The 16,823-nt window shown below is 57.9% G+C and carries 15 protein-coding genes; 3 read left to right on the forward strand and 12 right to left on the reverse strand.

The features are described from left to right. The first annotated feature begins 2 nt into the window (after positions 1 to 2). Positions 3 to 887 carry a LysR family transcriptional regulator gene (locus tag LLY24_RS10745; protein ID WP_259036288.1) on the forward strand — a complete coding sequence of 295 codons (885 nt, stop codon included), beginning with the start codon at positions 3 to 5 and terminating at the stop codon, positions 885 to 887. 48 nt (positions 888 to 935) lie between these two features. Here LLY24_RS10745 and exaC read toward each other — a convergent pair whose 3' ends face one another. From exaC to LLY24_RS10760, 3 genes are all read right to left on the reverse strand, one after another. Further along, positions 936 to 2,456: an acetaldehyde dehydrogenase ExaC gene (exaC, locus tag LLY24_RS10750; RefSeq protein WP_259036289.1), complete on the reverse strand. Its 1,521-nt coding sequence runs from the start codon at positions 2,454 to 2,456 to the stop codon at positions 936 to 938. A 101-nt stretch (positions 2,457 to 2,557) separates the two neighbouring features. Further along, positions 2,558 to 4,810, reverse strand: coding sequence for an ATP-binding protein (locus tag LLY24_RS10755; protein WP_259036290.1), 2,253 nt, complete (start codon positions 4,808 to 4,810; stop codon positions 2,558 to 2,560). After that, entirely contained in the window at positions 4,800 to 5,324 is a 525-nt protein-coding gene (locus LLY24_RS10760; RefSeq protein WP_427854555.1) for a putative pterin-binding protein, read from the reverse strand. The genes LLY24_RS10755 and LLY24_RS10760 overlap by 11 nt, the downstream gene beginning before the upstream one ends. A 439-nt stretch (positions 5,325 to 5,763) precedes the next feature. On the opposite strand from LLY24_RS10760, the gene LLY24_RS10765 reads away from it, so the two are divergent. After that, on the forward strand, positions 5,764 to 6,135 hold the full coding sequence (locus LLY24_RS10765; protein WP_259036291.1) for a nuclear transport factor 2 family protein: 372 nt from the start codon (positions 5,764 to 5,766) through the stop codon (positions 6,133 to 6,135). Positions 6,136 to 6,212: 77 nt separating this feature from the next. Here the strand turns inward: LLY24_RS10765 and LLY24_RS10770 are convergent, their stop codons facing one another. The 8 genes from LLY24_RS10770 to LLY24_RS10805 form a co-directional block, all read right to left on the reverse strand. Continuing rightward, complete coding sequence (locus LLY24_RS10770; RefSeq protein WP_259036292.1) at positions 6,213 to 6,641, reverse strand: universal stress protein; 429 nt, start codon at positions 6,639 to 6,641, stop codon at positions 6,213 to 6,215. An 8-nt stretch (positions 6,642 to 6,649) separates the two neighbouring features. Beyond that, the gene (locus LLY24_RS10775; protein ID WP_259036293.1) at positions 6,650 to 9,253 is read right to left on the reverse strand and encodes a TRAP transporter permease; all 2,604 of its coding nucleotides are present in this window, start codon (positions 9,251 to 9,253) and stop codon (positions 6,650 to 6,652) included. Positions 9,254 to 9,389: 136 nt separating this feature from the next. Beyond that, positions 9,390 to 10,373: a TAXI family TRAP transporter solute-binding subunit gene (locus LLY24_RS10780; protein WP_259036294.1), complete on the reverse strand. Its 984-nt coding sequence runs from the start codon at positions 10,371 to 10,373 to the stop codon at positions 9,390 to 9,392. A 325-nt stretch (positions 10,374 to 10,698) separates the two neighbouring features. Then, entirely contained in the window at positions 10,699 to 10,938 is a 240-nt protein-coding gene (locus LLY24_RS10785; RefSeq protein WP_259036295.1) for a DUF2798 domain-containing protein, read from the reverse strand. A 70-nt stretch (positions 10,939 to 11,008) separates the two neighbouring features. Further along, positions 11,009 to 11,533 (reverse strand): DUF192 domain-containing protein, encoded by a 525-nt coding sequence (locus LLY24_RS10790; protein ID WP_259036296.1) that lies wholly within the window; start codon positions 11,531 to 11,533, stop codon positions 11,009 to 11,011. Between the two features lie 59 nt (positions 11,534 to 11,592). Then, on the reverse strand, positions 11,593 to 12,078 hold the full coding sequence (locus LLY24_RS10795) for an ureidoglycolate lyase (protein WP_259036297.1): 486 nt from the start codon (positions 12,076 to 12,078) through the stop codon (positions 11,593 to 11,595). 9 nt (positions 12,079 to 12,087) lie between these two features. After that, positions 12,088 to 12,933 carry a bifunctional allantoicase/(S)-ureidoglycine aminohydrolase gene (locus LLY24_RS10800; RefSeq protein WP_259036298.1) on the reverse strand — a complete coding sequence of 282 codons (846 nt, stop codon included), beginning with the start codon at positions 12,931 to 12,933 and terminating at the stop codon, positions 12,088 to 12,090. A gap of 215 nt (positions 12,934 to 13,148) precedes the next feature. Then, positions 13,149 to 14,015, reverse strand: a complete 867-nt coding sequence (locus tag LLY24_RS10805; protein WP_345799650.1) for a MurR/RpiR family transcriptional regulator — start codon at positions 14,013 to 14,015, stop codon at positions 13,149 to 13,151. A gap of 217 nt (positions 14,016 to 14,232) precedes the next feature. Here LLY24_RS10805 and LLY24_RS10810 point away from each other — a divergent pair, with 217 nt between their 5' ends. Continuing rightward, positions 14,233 to 15,681 (forward strand): YfcC family protein, encoded by a 1,449-nt coding sequence (locus LLY24_RS10810; protein ID WP_259036299.1) that lies wholly within the window; start codon positions 14,233 to 14,235, stop codon positions 15,679 to 15,681. On the opposite strand, the gene puuE is transcribed toward LLY24_RS10810, so the two are convergent. After that, positions 15,678 to 16,625, reverse strand: coding sequence for an allantoinase PuuE (puuE, locus tag LLY24_RS10815; RefSeq protein WP_259036300.1), 948 nt, complete (start codon positions 16,623 to 16,625; stop codon positions 15,678 to 15,680). The genes LLY24_RS10810 and puuE overlap by 4 nt on opposite strands. Positions 16,626 to 16,823: the final 198 nt, after the last annotated feature.

The following is a 16,823-nucleotide window of genomic DNA, read 5'->3' on the forward strand; positions in this document are numbered from 1 at the left end:
CAATGGATACACGCCAATTACGCACCCTCGTGGCCATCGCTGAGCACGGTACCTTTGCTCGCGCGGCGTCCATCGTCAATCTGACACCCTCTGCCGTAAGTCAGCAGATACATGCACTGGAGCAAGAGCTGGATACCCCGCTATTCAATCGTGAGTCACGCCCGCCAAGCCTAAACTTACAAGGATTGAAGATGCTGGAAACGGCCAGGCAAGTGCTCAATTTGGTAGAGGAAACACGCGGGATATTTTCGGGCGGACGCACGGCAAGCACACTAAATATTGGTTCCGTACGTACTAGCACTATCGGACTATTACCCAAAGCGATCGTGGCAATACGTCACGAATACCCTGAGCTTAACGTCAATTTGCGAGTAGGCCTTTCATCGGCATTGGTCAGCGACGTCAATGCCGACCGTCTCGATCTGGCCGTCGTCGCAGAACATGCAAGCGTTTCGCGTAACATGCTGTGGTCGCCCTTCATCCGCGAGCCGTTAGTCGCAATCGCGCCTCCAGGATCACCGCCTCTTCCCACGGCTCAGCTACTCGAGGCGCTTCCTTTCATTCGCTTTGGGAGTGACGTACCGCTTGCGGCAATGATCAACAACGAACTGACGCGTCTGGGTATCAACGTTCGTGATATCGCCGAAATCGATACCATCTCTGCCATTGTTGAATGCGTGGCCGCAGGGTTAGGCGCGAGCATCGTGCCGGATATTGCCGTGCGTAATAATCCCCGGGGTATGCGAATTCTACCTTTCGGCGAACCCCAGGTATTTCGCCAAATTGGTACGATACAGCGCGCTGGGTCGGCTAAATCCGAACTATTGATGGCCCTACACAATAAACTTGCCGAAATGGCTGGAGAGTTTGGAATCTACCTGAAATAACGACGCCCGGCACGAAGCCGGGCGCTATACCTATGCCTGTTTTTAGACCTAGAAAAACCCCATCGGATTGATATCGTAGCTAATCACGATGTTCTTGGTTTGCTGGTAATGCTCTAGTGCCATTTTATGGGTCTCGCGGCCAACGCCGGATTTCTTGTAGCCGCCGAAGGCCGCGTGGGCTGGGTATTGGTGGTAGCAGTTGGTCCATACGCGTCCGGCCTGGATGCCGCGGCCCATGCGAAACGCCACGTTGATGTCGCGGCTCCACACCCCGGCGCCGAGGCCAAATTCGGTGTCGTTGGCAATCGCCAGCGCCTCTTCTTCGTCCTTGAAGGTGGTGACCGAGACCACCGGGCCGAAGATCTCCTCCTGGAAGATACGCATCTTGTTGTTGCCCTTCAGAATCGTTGGCTCGATGTAGTAACCGCTATCGAAGCCACCTTCGATGCTCGCCTTGTTGCCTCCAGTCAAGAATTCAGCGCCCTCTTCGCGGGCAACGTCCATATAGGACATGATCTTATCGAACTGCTCTTGCGATGCCTGGGCGCCCACCTGCACATCGGTATCGAGCGGGTTGCCGCGCTTGATCGCCTTGGTGCGCTCGATCACTTTGGCCATGAAAGCGTCATACATGCTCTCTTGTACCAGCGCCCGCGACGGGCAAGTACACACTTCGCCCTGGTTCAAAAAGGCCAGCACCATGCCTTCGACCGCCTTGTCGATGAACGCAGGTTCGGCGTTCATGATGTCGGCGAAATAGATGTTGGGCGACTTGCCGCCAAGCTCCACGGTAGAGGGAATGATGTTCTCGGCGGCGCACTTCAAGATGTGCGAGCCCACCGGCGTAGAGCCAGTGAAGGCAATCTTGGCGATGCGCTTGCTGGTGGCAAGGCTCTGCCCCGCTTCTTCTCCCAAGCCATTGACGATATTGACCACGCCGGGCGGAATCAGATCGCCAATCACCTTAATAAGCTCAAGTATCGACGCAGGAGTTTGTTCGGCAGGCTTGAGTACTACGCAGTTGCCCGCAGCAAGCGCTGGCGCAAGCTTCCATACGGCCATCAGGATGGGGAAGTTCCACGGGATGATCTGCCCGACCACGCCCAAGGGTTCGTGGAAATGATAGGCCACGGTGTTGGCGTCGATGTCCGCAGCGCTGCCCTCTTGAGCACGAATACAGCCGGCGAAATAGCGAAAGTGATCGACCGCAAGGGGAATATCGGCATTGAGGGTTTCGCGCACGGCCTTGCCGTTGTCCCAGGTTTCGACCACGGCCAGCATTTCGAGATTTTGCTCGATACGATCGGCGATTTTTAGCAGGAGGTTGCTACGCTCGGCGGCGGACGTTTTGCCCCATGCCGGTGCCGCCTTGTGCGCGGCGTCCAGTGCCTTGTCGATATCTTCGGCGGTAGAACGCGGCACTTCACAGAATACCTTACCGTTGACCGGACTCAGGTTTTCGAGATATTGCCCTTTGACCGGCGGCACGAACTCCCCACCGATGTAGTTGCCGTAACGTTTTTCGAAGGTGACCAAGGCGTTGGCTTCACCGGGATTGGCGTAGATCATGGTACGGACTCCTGCCTCAAAACGAATGGAAATGAGAATGGCATCTCCAGTGTTGTCGAGCCCGTGGTGTTAGGGTATTGCCCAATGGTGGTAGGCGGTGCTTAATCAGCGCCCTCTTTACGCGGCCATTGATCGAGCCATGTGAGAGTCGCTTCCACGTCCTGGCATAGGGCTTGGTAGGCTTGTTCGAGCGCCGCGAAAGACGTACCTCCCTTAGGGTTTGCGGCTTTTTCCAAGATATTAGCCTGCCTCGCCACTTGGTGAGCGCCAAGGCTTAATGACTCCCCACGCAGTTGGTGCGCTACACGACGTATCTGGTCCTCGTTTAACGATGTTGCGCCACGCTCTACGCTTACTGAGTGCTCTAAGGAAAGAAGGCGCTTGAGCTGGGCAAGATAGTCGTGGCACTGCTGGCGGTAGAGCTGCACCAACTGACGAAGGCTCGCATCACCAAGCGTATGTTGCAGCGTCTTGAGCGTCGCTATACAGACCAGTGCCGAGCTCGAGGCGGCAACGCGCTGTTCGGGCTCATCGCAGGTAACTTCAATCAACTGACGGGCAAGCGCACGTCCTAGCGCCGCCAACGAGAGCGGCTTGGTGAGGTAATCGTTCATGCCCGCTTTCAAGCAGCGCAGCCGATCATCCTCGATGCCGCCTGCGGTCATGGCGACGATGGGTACACGAGCAAGCCAGCCGCCCTGTTCACGTAGCGCACGCGTCACCGCGAGACCATCCATATCGGGTAGGTGAAGATCCATGAAGATGAGATCGAAGTGCTGCTGTGCGACCGTCAACAACGCTTCTTGACCGTTCTCGACCCAGGTGATTTGGGCGCCTAGACGCGACAATAATCCGATGGCGACTTTACGGTTGATCGCATTGTCTTCGACCAGCAGCAGGCGAGCTTGGTCAAAGCGCGCAGCAGATCCTGCCGACTCGGCCACAGGCCGTCGGGGTGCGGCCTCGACAAGTGGAAGCTCGCACCAGAAGGTACTGCCCTCCCCCAACGCACTCTCAAGCCCAAGACGCCCATGCATGGCGTCGCTCAAACGCTTGCAAATGGCAAGACCCAACCCTGTACCACCATGACGCCGCGCAGCACCGCTATCCACCTGCTGAAAAGGCTCGAACAGACGCGCCTGCTGGTCGACACTCAGACCACTGCCGGTATCACGCACTTCAAGACGTAACCAATCGACGCTGGACGAAACACTTACGTCGACCCGCCCCTGTGCGGTGAATTTAACAGCGTTGGCAATTAGGTTGAGCAGAATCTGGCGCACGCGGCTGGCGTCCAGCATCACCCAGGCGGGCACTAGCGCATCGATACTGCCGGTTAGGACGATGCCTTTGGTATGAGCGCGCGGCTCGTAGAGCGCAATCACGCTATCGAGTAGCGGCTTGAGCGCCGTGGGCTCGCTCTCGATGGATAAATGACCAGCTTCGATCTTGGAGAAGTCGAGAATCTCGTTGATCATCGTCATCAGTTGATTGGCGCTTTCGTGGATCGTACGCGCGTACTCCTCTACCTGCTTCGAACTTGCAGGCTCGCTCAATAGCTCACTCATACCCACCACGCCGTTGAGCGGCGTACGAATTTCATGGCTAACCATAGCGAGAAAGTCGGATTTGGCGAGGCTTGCGGCACGCGCCTGTTCGGCAGTGGCTTCCAACTGCTGACTAAGGAGTTCTTGTTTACGCCGCGCTTCAGCGCTTTCCCGCATCTCACGCAATAAAAAGACGATGACCAGTAGCGCTGCAATGCTCATGGCGAAAATCAAGCTCATCAATAGCTTGTAGAGCAGACTTAGCTGATCGCGCTCGGCGGTCGCGGCATCGGCCAAATAGCCATTGAACGCGACGAGCAGGCGTCCGGTCAGGCGCGTTAGCGCTGTAAGCTCTTTTTCGAGCGCGCCCACCGGTAGAAAGTCACGCGTTGCGTAGGGCTGGAACATGGGATCGAGGCGATCGAGCTGCATCTGAATTTGCTGAAGCAGATCGCGAGTTGCCTCGATGCTATGCAAGAGTTCACTAACCTCATCGCCTTGAAGCGTCAGGATCCGACTGTAAAGCAGCTCGAAGCGCAAATTCAGCTCGTCCTGTACGCTCGGCGTCAGAGGTCCCGGCGTTGCTGCCTGCAGCTCACCGAGAAGCTGCACGGCATCACGGTCGAACTTATACATCAGCCAGCCGATGTTCTCTCTCGATGCCTGGGCTAGGCTATCTTGACGCCAGGCCGCCAGGGCTGCGACTACCAGGGCGGCCGCAAACAACAAGACGGCCGCCACGGCGACCAACTTGATGCGTTTGGGGTAGCGTAAGAGCCGAGCCGCCGTGGGCGTATTAGAGAACATCGATATGCATCACCTGCCAGACGGCGCGAAAACGCATCCGTTCACTGAGCAACGTCTCATCTTGATCGAAGGGGTAGAGTACCCAAAGCGGCCCATACTCGCGAATCGGCATTTCACGACCGTCACGCTCAAGCGCCAGGATGACGTCATAATCGCCAAAATCGGAAAGCGGTATCTCGGCCTCGTAGTCGTTGAGCGCCATGACCCGCACGCTCTCCCCCTGAGCACCGACGTAGTCGAGCAAATCGCGCATTAGCGGACCGGTGTATTCGCTCACTCCCTCGGTCCAGGGCGTCGATGTCGAAAAACTATGCTGGGGTAACGCCGTGAGCATGGTGTGATCGAGCTGAGCCTCGCCTACCGCATTTTGCTTGGTGACGTGCCCGCTGATACGCAAGAGCACAGCACCTTTTGGGCTATCCAGCCGGGTATCGTGGGCACTCTCTTCGGCGAGCGAGACAGAGGCCATGAGGCAAAGCGCCATTACGGCGCTGGCGCTGAAAAATGCGTACAAACGACTCTCCTGGGTTGGTTAACCCTTAAAAAAGCTCGGTTGAATCGCCTGTGAACGTTAGCGAAACGCCAGCTGACACGATTCTGCAATGAAACGTGTCAAAGTGAAAAGAGTACCAACGTATAAGAATGCGAAGATAACGATAAAAAGTGTGGCACATATTATATAAACAAAACCACACGTACATAAAAAATATCTGGCTGTATAACCCAGAGGCTCACGTGCTCTTGCCAAGCAATGGCTTCAGCTTTTTCCGGTGAACTACTAGCGCCTTCATGAGTCAATGGAACCGGATAGCTTTTACTTATGAAATCCATCACACTGATACACGAAGGCTAACCTAGCCTCTAGGCTATCGATGAAGGTATTATCCTTTCACTTTAAGATACGTTATAACATCATGCTCAACGGTGGAGAGGTCGTTCCGATGAAAAGCCCCATGGATGTGCTGAATGAGTGGATGCAGGCGATCAACAATGCCGATGTTGAAGCGCTGCTGGCTTTATACGATGAAAAAGCCGTATTGATCCCCACGTTTTCTAACCGCATCTCCGATACGCGTGAAAAACACCGCGACTATTTCGAGCGGCTGGGCAGTCGCCCCGGTTTGAGTATTACCCTGCATGAAAAAACCGTGATCGTTCAGGAGCTTTCCGAGTCGCTTTCCGCGCTAACCGGCTTGTACAACTGGCGCTTCGAAGTCGATGGCGAGTTGCTCAATTTCGAAGCGCGCTTTAGCTACGTGGTCGACCTCGCCAAGAAAAGCCCCATTTTGCACCATCACTCCTCCCAAATTCCCCGCATGCTGTAAAGGCACGCCAAGCGTAAAAAAACCGCCGAGGTCAGTTCAGTGACCTCGGCGGTTTTCATTTCCCACCAAACGGCGCCTTAACGCACGATCATCACCGACACCTTGGCGTGGTACACCACGTGCTCGGCGTTGGGGCCAAGCACGTAGTCGACGAACTTACGCTTGGTGTGCGAGGCCATGACGATCAGATCGATATCCAGCTTCTTGCTGGCCTTGATGATGGCCTCCCAAGGTGAGCCGTCGACGATCACACTTTGCGCTTTGACATCATCGGGCACATGCTCGCTGATGAACTCGCGCTGTGCCTGCTTGACCGCTTCGTGCGCCTTTTGCGCGAAGTCCTTGGGAAAGTAGGCGCCCACCATCGGCATGCTGAACTCCGGCACCACCGTCACCACATGCAGCGAAGCGCCGAAGGTTTGGCACAGGGTGACCGCCGTGGGCAGCGCCTTTTGCCACGACGCCTCTTGGTTCAAGTCCACCGAAAGCAATATCTTCTGATACATGAAACCTCCTAGGCGCTCGCCTGCGCCTCCGTGTCTTGCTCACGTTGACGCCGACGCCGCTGCAGCATGACGACTAGCGCAAAGATCAAGAAGCCCGGAATCCACATCCATTCCTTGGCCCAGCGATTGACCGGAGCCAACACTTCGATGATCTCTTGATCGAAGTCGAAGCCCAGGTCTTGAGCGAGGCTACCGAATTCGACGAAGTCAATCAGGGTTTGGTCACCATCGACGTATAGCTCCATTCCCAAGCGTTCCAGACGCTCTTCTCCCGTCTCTCCTGCCGGAACCGGCACCAATACATAGGTCGTGATGGCATCGCCGAAGTTGTTTTCACCAGCGATCTGAACGCGCAAATTGCTATCCTCATCGACGCGCTCGAGCGCTTCGGCGAACTGCGCAGGCGGCACCGACTCATACGGATCGTGAATGCGATCCATCCAGTAACCGGGGCGGAACAGGGTAAACGCGACCAGCAATAGCAGAATCGATTCGTACCAGCGGCTACGCGTGAGCATGTAGCCTTGAGTACCCGCCGCAAAGATCAGCATGGCGACCGTGGCGATGACGAAGACCACGATTCCCTGCACGAAGGTCACATCGATGAGCAGCAGGTCGGTATTGAAGATGAACAGAAACGGCAGCGCCGCGGTACGCAGGCTATAGTAGAACGCCTGGAAACCTGTGCGCAGCGGATCCCCGCCCGATACAGCCGCCGCAGCAAAAGAGGCCAGGCCCACCGGCGGTGTCACGTCGGCCATGATGCCGAAATAGAACACGAATAGATGCACCGCGATTAGCGGTACGATCAATCCGTTCTGCTGCCCAAGCAGCACGATCACCGGCGCCATCAAGGCCGAAACGACGATGTAGTTGGCCGTGGTGGGCAACCCCATCCCCAGAATCAAGCTGAGCAAGGCGGTAAGCAGCAGAATCATCATCAGGTTGCCGCCGGAGAGAATCTCTACCACGTCGGCGAGCACGAGCCCAACGCCAGTTTGCGATACCGCTCCCACCACGATACCGGCGGTCGCCGTGGCGATCCCAATTCCGATCATGTTGCGCGCCCCGGTCACGAGGCCATCCCACAGATCCTTGCCGCCCTCTTTGAGGTCTTCGGCAGGCTGACTGCGACCGCGGAAGAAAGCGATGATCGGGCGCTGCGTCAGCATGATAAAAATCATGAACACGGTCGCCCAGAAGGCCGAAAGCCCAGGCGAAAGTCGCTCGACCATCAAACACCAGACCAGTACGACGACCGGCAGAATGTAGTGCAAACCGACCATCACCGTCGGCCGTGTTTGCGGCAGAGTTAGGACTTTGGATTTGGGATCATCCATCTCTAGCTCAGGATAGAAAGAACTAATCTTGAGCAGGCCGACATACACCAAGGCCAACAAGACGGCGATGAACCAGGGGGCAGCATCGCCCAGCAGCGGTTTGAGCCAGCCCAGGCCGTAATAAACGCCCAAAGAGAGCAGAATCAGCGCGACTAAGCCAGTGGCGAAAGTAAAGAGCTTCATCAGCCACGGGCGCGGCGGATTGCTCGACGGCAGCCCCTTCATGCCCGCTTTGAGCGCTTCGAGGTGAACAATGTAGATCAGCGCGATATAGGAGATGATGGCAGGCAAGAACGCGTGCTTGATGACCTCAACGTAGGAGATCCCCACATACTCGACCATCAAAAATGCCGCTGCCCCCATGACCGGCGGCATGATCTGGCCGTTGACCGAAGAAGCTACTTCCACCGCCCCGGCTTTTTCGGCGCTAAAGCCCACGCGCTTCATCATGGGAATGGTGAAGGTACCGGTGGTTACGGTATTGGCGATAGAAGAGCCTGAAATCAGCCCGGTCATGCCAGAGGCGACGACCGCCGCCTTGGCAGGGCCGCCGCGTAGGTGACCAAGCAGAGAGAAGGCGACTTTAATGAAATAGTTACCCGCCCCCGCTTTATCAAGCAGCGCGCCAAAAAGCACGAATAGGAAAACAAAGCTGGTCGACACGCCCAAAGCGATACCGAAAACACCCTGGGTTCCCAACCACTGGTGGTTGATCAACCCGGCCATACTGACGCCACGGTGAGCAAGAATGCCGGGCATGTAGGGGCCGAACAGCGAATAAGCGATGAAGACCGCCGCTACGACCATCAAGGGCGGCCCAAGGGCTCGTCGTGTGGCTTCGAGCAGCATCAGAATACCGATGACGCCAATCACCACGTCTTGGGTGATGGGACGCCCGGCACGCTGGGCCAAGTCGGAATAGAACAGAAATAGATAGGCACCGCAGAAGGCGGCAACCGCGGCGAACAACCAATCCTGCACCGGCACTCGATCTCGCGGAGAACGCTTGAGCGCCGGGTAAGCCATGAAGGCTAGAAAGAGAGCAAACGCCAAATGAATCGAGCGCGTCTCGGTGGCGTTGAAGACGCCGAAACCCACCAAGTAGGGAAGCGGTGACGCTATCCATAGCTGAAACAGCGACCAAGCTGCTGCAATGCTCACCAGCAGTTTGCCTGGCATGCCAAGGGGTTTCCTTGCCCCCGTATCGCTGGAGGCGACCATCTCTTCCAGATCGTGCTCAGCGGCTACCGAAGGTTGTGTATCGTCACGCATACGTATGCCCTGTGTGATCATTGGCACTGTGACTCAGTGCACTCAACAAGAAACGCGGACGCCCAAGGCGCCCGCGCTCTCTAACGGCGAATGAATCGCTCACTCACCTGCCGTAGCGAGTTGCTGCTACGACGATTTACTCGATCCAGCCACGCTCACGGTAGTAGCGCTCGGCACCTTCGTGCAGCGGCGCGGTGAGGCCGTCGGAGATCATGTCTTCTTCGTTCAGGTTTTCGAACGCCGGGTGCAGGCGCTTGAAGCGATCGAAGTTGTCGAAGACCGCTTTGACGGTCTGGTAGACGACTTCGTCATCGACATCGGCCGAGGTCACGAAGGTTGCCGCTACGCCGAAGGTTTCGACGTCTTCGTCGTTACCGCGGTACAGGCCACCCGGAATCACAGAGCGGGTGTAGTAGGGGTACTCTTCGATCAGACCGTCGATTTCATCGCCAGTCACGGAGACCAAGCGCGCATCGATCGTGGTCGTGGCTTCCTGAATGGAGCCGTTGGGGTGACCCACGACGTAGACCATGGCATCGATGTTGTTATCGGACAGCGCCGAAGCCTGCTCGGCTGCGTCGAGCTGCGACGCCAGGGCGAAGGTGCTTTCGTCCCAGCCGAAGGCGTCCATCACCACGTCCATGGTGTTGCGTTGGCCAGAACCGGGGTTACCGATGTTGACGCGCTTGCCCGGGAAGTCGCTGATGCTTTCGATACCGGAATCGGCACGCGCAACGACGGTTAGCGGCTCACCGTGCATGGTGAAGACGGCACGCATGTCTTCCCACGGGCCTTCCTCTTCGAAGTTGCCCTCACCGTTGTAGGCGCGGTACTGAACGTCGGACTGCACAACGCCCATATCCAGCTCACCGGTTTTGATACCGTTGACGTTGGCAACGGAGCCGCCAGTCGAAGGCGCGTTACAGCGGATGTGGTGTTCGTCGCTACCGCGGTTGACCATACGGCAAACCGACTGGCCCACTACGTAGTAAACGCCGGTCTGACCGCCGGTACCGATGGTGATGTAGCTCTCTTCTTGCGCGACCGCAGGGGCCGCGAAGGTGGCTGCCGTCAGCAACGCACCGGAGAAAGCAGCAGTAGAAAATACATGGCGTTTCATGGACACACCTCGTTATCTTTTATGAGCATTATGCGTTTTGTCCGCCCAAAGCGTTCCCTAGGAGCGGTTAGTTTCCAAAACGGTATCAAGACTGTCTTGCGGGTACGCGCTGGTGACCCATTGGCCGCACGTGTCGGCGGCCTTACTTTAGCGAAAAAATCCCTTGAGGCGAAACCTATTGTGCGCGACACAATCCGCGCACGCACCACAAGTACGCCCTTACTGATCAAGCCTAGCTCAGTCTAGCAGGCCGTGGCGTTTATGCGCCGTTGAGCGTCAAGGCTTTTACGCTCTACTCAGGCAACAGACCCTAATGATTGAACGGCTACGCGCCAAGCGGCTTTTTGATCAGGTGCCCAACTAAGCGTTGCACCCGTGGCGCGCCCAGCAAGATGAGGGTGAACGCCACCGGCCAGGCAATGTAGAAGGCGTGCCACCAGCGGCCTAGAAAGCCCTCCCCCATACCGGTATTGGCCCAGGTGATGACGAACGTCATTAGCGTCACCATGTAGATCGACATCATCAGTGAAAATACCAGCGGGGCGTAGCGTGGAGCGAACAGCATCAGGGCTCTCCAAATGAAAGATTGCGCATTGTAGCCCAGTACGCGTGGCAGCCAATAGGAGATAAAACTATCAAGACGGCGCACAAGAGCCTGCCATGCCCGGCGCGGCAACGCAGTCGCCAAGCTCGATGCCGCGCTCGGCGAAGTAACCGGCGTTGACTTCCAGCGCGGTGTGATAAGCCGCACCGGGCAGGTAGGCCGGGCACTCGCGCGGCGACGTAGAGGGGCACGGCGGCATCGTCTCGATGGCGACGATGCGTCCATCGGCATCAATGAAAGCGATATCCAACGCAATCAGCGTCTGGAACATCCAAAAGCCGTTATGCGCAGACTGTTCGCCGTCGAAGACGAACAGCATGCCAGCGTTCTTGTCCAGCTGCTCGCGCCCCATCAACCCGTACTGACGCTTAGCGGGGGTGTCGGCGATTTCGACCTGTAGGCGCTGCGGCCCGGCGCTGGTGTGAATGACGAGCGAGGCGGGCGCGCCGAAGTCAGGGGCTTTTTGGGCCCAGGCGGTGCCAAGGCCGACCGGTGCAAGCGCCAGTAGCGAAGCGCTTGCGCCAAACTTCAAGAGGCGACGACGAGTAAGCATCATGCAAGTAAGCCCTTTAGGGTGACGATGGGCAAAAAATACACGATTACGTCCCGTCTTGCTTATAGCGTCACTTCGATGGCAAGCGGATATTCGTCGCAGTTGTTGCCCTCACCGCCGCGATCCACCACCAGAAACTCCCCTTCGCGCTCCAGCACCGAGTTGATCGCATGCCAGGTGCCCGCTGCGTAGTTCACTCCTTGGCGGCCATCGGTAACGAAAGCGCGCACGCTTTCAGGGTCGATTTGGTCACCCGGCGGCGCCACCACCACGACGAAGCGCTCCCCGTGAAGCGGTATGAAGGCCTGGCTGCCCTGGGGGTGACGCTCTAAAAAAGTGAGCTGCAAAGGCAAGGTGATTGGCTGGCTGACGAAGATGTTGATCAAGGTATGGGCGTTCGCGCCCAAGGTTTGTACCTTCGCTAGATCATGGTGGCGCTGGGTGCGCCCAGCATTGATGGGAAACGCATCCGACGTACGCGCATCGATGACGTCACCAAAGGGGGCGAAGGCCTCGGCGCAGAGTGGTTTGGCTTTTAGGCGTAGCATGGTGCTTCCTCAGCGTGTCAGCGGACGAAGGCCTGCGTGGCGGTTGACGTCCTTGTAGAGCAGGTAGCGAAACGGCCCAGGGCCACCGGCGTAGCAGGCTTGAGGGCAGAAGGCGCGCAGCCACATGAAGTCCCCTGCCTCCACCTCGACCCACTCCTGGTTGAGATGGTAAACCGCCTTGCCTTCCAAGACGTAGAGCCCGTGCTCCATAACGTGAGTTTCGTCGAAGGGAATCACGCCACCCGGTTGGAAGGTGACGATATTGACGTGCATATCATGGCGCACGTCGCGGGGATCGACGAAACGCGTCGTGGCCCAGCGACCTTCGGTGCCCGGCATCTCGATAGGTGCGATATCTTGCTCGTTGGCGACGAAGGGCGCAGGAACGTCCAACCCCTCGACGAACTCGAACGCCTTGCGCACCCAGTGAAAACGCACTGCTTGGTCGGCTTCGTTGCGCACCTGCCAATCGCTACCGGGCGGCAAGAAGGCGTAGCCGCCAGGCGCCAGCACATGACGCTCGCCTGCAAGCGTTAGGGTAAGCTCCCCCTCGACCACGAACAGCACGCCCTCGGCCCCCGCATCCAATTCGGGCCTATCGCTGCCGCCACCCGGCTGCACCTCCATGATGTACTGAGAAAACGTCTCGGCGAAGCCCGACAGCGGACGCGCCAGCACCCACAGCCGCGTGCCCTCCCAGAACGGCAAATAGCTGGTCACGATATCTCGCATCACCCCCTTGGGGATTAGCGCATAGGCCTCCGTGAACACAGCGCGGTCAGCCGTGAGCTGGGTTTGAGGCGGATGACCACCCTGGGGAGCGTAGTAGCGCGCGGTGGAGCGATTGGCTGGCATGTCAGGTTCCATTGGCTGGGGTGGGTCGGTGATACAGCGCAAAGCTAGCGATAAACGTGCTTGTGAAACTATGCGCCCAATAGTAACGTCACTAGAAACTTTCGTTTCAAACAATATCTACATTACGAAGCATGCTCAAACATCGCAACGCCACCAAGGTAGCGGGGCCTGATACGTCGCCATGCGTTTTCTGGACCGACGCACTCCGGCATCGCTCAAGGCAACGGCAGGGCCAACTCATCGAGGGCATCGAAGAGCGTGCTGATGGCGTCGATTCGCGCTCGCCCCTGCGCCAGTCGACGCTGCAGCAGCGCGTTGGTCAAGAGGCAAACCAAACTCATGGCGCTGGCGTAACTATCGAACGCCGAAACGCTATCGAGCGGACACTCGATCCACCAGCTTGCCCATCTCGCCTGGTCCCCTGCCGTCGCATCGCCAATCAAGAGTACGCGGCTTTCGCGCTGCGCCAACAGCGCCATCAGCCGCTCGAACACCTGGGGGCGACGGCGAAAGCCAAAGACCACCACGAGATCCTGGGCCTGCAGCGACACCAGCTCTTCGGCCAGGGTCTGGTTGGGCTGCGGCGCCAGCGTGACGTCGTCGCGAACCTGCACGAGCTGCTGGCGAAAATGCATGGCGAGCGGATAGCTATTGCGAAAACCGATCAAGGTGACCCGGCGTGCCCCATCGAGAGCCGTCACGACGGCTTCGAAATCCGCAGACGAAAGCCCAGCGTAGAGCCGCGACAAGTTGTCGGTTTCGCGCGCAACGTGGCGTTTGAAGCGCTCCTCGCCGCCGCCAGCGCCTTCGGTTACCAGCGGCACACCAAGCGCTCTCAAACTACGCGCGTGCGTCTTCACGCTAGCAAAACTCTCGAACCCCAGACGTTTGAACAAACGGCTCACCGTCGATTTCGACACCCCGGTCAGGCGCGCAAGATCGGCCGCGCTGAACGTCGCCAGATCATCGAAATGATCGAGGATAAAACTCGCCACGCGCTGCTCCTGGGCGCTCAAGTCGGCGTACTGCTGCGTAATTCGCTGCCCGATATGCGGCTTGGCGGCGTGAGGGGGTATCGACACGTAAAACTCCTTTGACGCCCAGCGTTTGGCCAAGGCCACGAAAACCGTCACGACAATTCAGCATAGAACATCGTCATAACCAGCCGTCACAACGACACAGGAAACCGGAGCCAGAGCACTTGCGCATCCGGCTCGCCACGCTCGATGGCACCTAGAGGTGTCCTGAGCTCAACAACGATAACCGCCCTCGAGGCGATTCAACAACGTGAGGCACTTCATGTCCGCAACGCCCCCTTCTGATCCTCATCCCGAAACGCCACCGCCAAAGCGAAGCTGGTGCCGTATTCCCGATATTTACGTGGTGCTGTTCGTTTTCATCGCCCTTGCCGCGTTAGCCACGCACTTCGTGCCCGCGGGGACCTTCGAGCGCGTACCAGGTCCGGCCGGGCGCACGACGATCGATCCCGCGACCTTTGCTTACGTCGAGCCAACGCCCGTGGGAATCGTCGATTTCATGCTGGCGATCCCCAACGGCTTGATGAGCGCGGGCGAAGTAGTGTTCTTCACCTTCATGATCGGCGGCATGTTCATGGTGTTGCGCCATACCGGCATCATCGAAATCGGTGTCGACAAGCTCACCCGCCGCTTTGCCGGAAAAAGTCTGCTGACGATTCCCGTTCTAATGACCATTTTTGCCTTGATCGCCACCGTCATCGGTACACAAGAGCTCGCCCTGGTCTACGTACCGGTGATTCTGCCGCTCATGATCGCGCTGCGTTTCGATTCCGTCACCGCTGCGGCAGTTGCCCTGTGCGCGACCACCGTGGGCTTTACCACGGGCGTACTCAATCCCATCAACACGGGTCTAGGCCAGCAGCTCTCGGCACTACCACTCTACTCGGGCTACGGGCTTCGCATCATGGCGTTCTGCGTCATGCTCGCCGCCGCGATCTTTTTCGTCATGCGCTACGCTCACCGCGTTCATGTCCGCCCTGAAACGAGCCTGATGCATTTCGAATCAAGCGAAGCGGAAAAGCGCAGCCGCTATCAGAAAGCAATTCAAAGCGAAGCCCTCAGCGCCACCCCGCGCCAGACGCTCGCGGCCATCGCCACCTTCGTTTTCTTCGGCGTATTGGTCTATGGCGTACTCCAGCAAGGCTGGTTCATGATGGAGATGGCGGGGCTGTTCATTCTCATGGGCATCGTCGTTGGGCTGATTGCCGGTCTTTCGAGCGATGAAATTTGCCAAGCCTTCAATCAGGGCTTTCGAGACGTACTCGTTGGCGCCATGATCGCTGGGGTGGCGCGCGGCGTCGCCGTCATGCTCGAGGATGGGCAGATCATGGATACGCTGGTCCATGGTCTTGGCTTTCTCGTCGGCGGCCTGCCCACCATGCTATCGGCCATCGGAATGTTCCTGGCGCAGTTGGGCTTCAACTTCATCATCCCCTCGGGCAGCGGCCAGGCACTGGTCACCATGCCGATCATGGCGCCGCTTTCCGATATCATCGGCGTCACGCGCCAAACCGCCGTATTGGCCTTTCAGCTTGGCGACGGTATCGGCAATATCCTCTACCCCACCTCGGGCTATTTCATGGCCACCCTTGCGCTGGCGGGCGTGCCCTGGCAAAAGTGGGTCAAGTTCTTCTTTCCCCTATTCTGCCTTTGGATCGTCATCGCGCTGGGCTTTTTGATGTTCGCCCAGGCAACGCAGTGGGTCGGTTAACGCGCAACCGGCGGGTGGTGTTCGACCCAGTGGCGGGCGATATCCACCCGACGAGCGACCCAGACACGGTCGTGGGCTTCGATGTGATCCAAAAAGCGCTGTAGCGCGCGAAAACGCCCCGGGCGGCCCAGCAGCCGACAGTGCATGCCTACCGAAAGCATTTTAGGGCTCTCCTCGCCTTCGGCGTAGAGTACGTCGAAGGCGTCGCGCAGGTAGGTAAAGAAGTGATCGGCGGTGTTGAAGCCCTGGGGCGCGGCGAAGCGCATGTCGTTGGTATCGAGGGTATAGGGTACGACCAGATGGTCATGTTCGCTGCCCTGGCTATCTTCGACGCGCATCCAGAACGGCAGGTCATCGCCATAGTAGTCGCTGTCGTAGAGGAAGCCGCCCTCATCGAGCACCAGGCGGCGGGTGTTGGGGCTGTCGCGCCCGGTGTACCAACCCTGAGGCTTCTCGCCGTAAAGGCGCTGGAAGATCGTCATTGCCTTTTGCAGGTGTTCACGCTCGATGTGTTCGGGCACTTCCTGATAGTGGATCCAGCGATAGCCGTGACAGGCGATTTCGTGCCCCAGTTCCTTGAACGCCAGAGCAAGCTCGGGATGCCTCTCCAGCGCCATCGCCACGCCGAACACAGTGAGTGGCAGGCCTCGGCGCTCGAACTCACGCAGAATGCGCCAAACACCTGCGCGCGAACCGTATTCGTAGATCGACTCCATGCTCAAATGGCGCGAGGGGTAAGCGGCAGCACCGATGATTTCGGAGAGAAACTGCTCGGAACCCTGATCGCCGTGAAGCACCGAGTTCTCACCGCCCTCTTCGTAATTGAGCACGAACTGTACGGCAATTTTGGCCCTACCCGGCCAGTTGGCCGCAGGCGGCGTGCGGCCGTAGCCGATCAAATCACGCGCGTAGTCGCTCGAAAACGCTGAAGATGACGCCGTCATATCCCTCTCCTTTTCATCGAACACTGCTTGGTTATTTGTATACAAACATATCGGGATCGTTTCTCTGCTGCAATCGATCACTACGGATTGTACCCAGAGAGATCTCCGGCATAACAAAATCGCCCTATTCAATACGACTAAAGAACCGCAGCAAAGGTGCTCGCTGCCGCTTTTAAGTCTTGCCTCCCATTTTCAGGG

This window comes from Halomonas dongshanensis (assembly GCF_024790395.1).
In the GTDB taxonomy this organism is placed as follows: Bacteria; Pseudomonadota; Gammaproteobacteria; order Pseudomonadales; family Halomonadaceae; genus Vreelandella; species Vreelandella dongshanensis.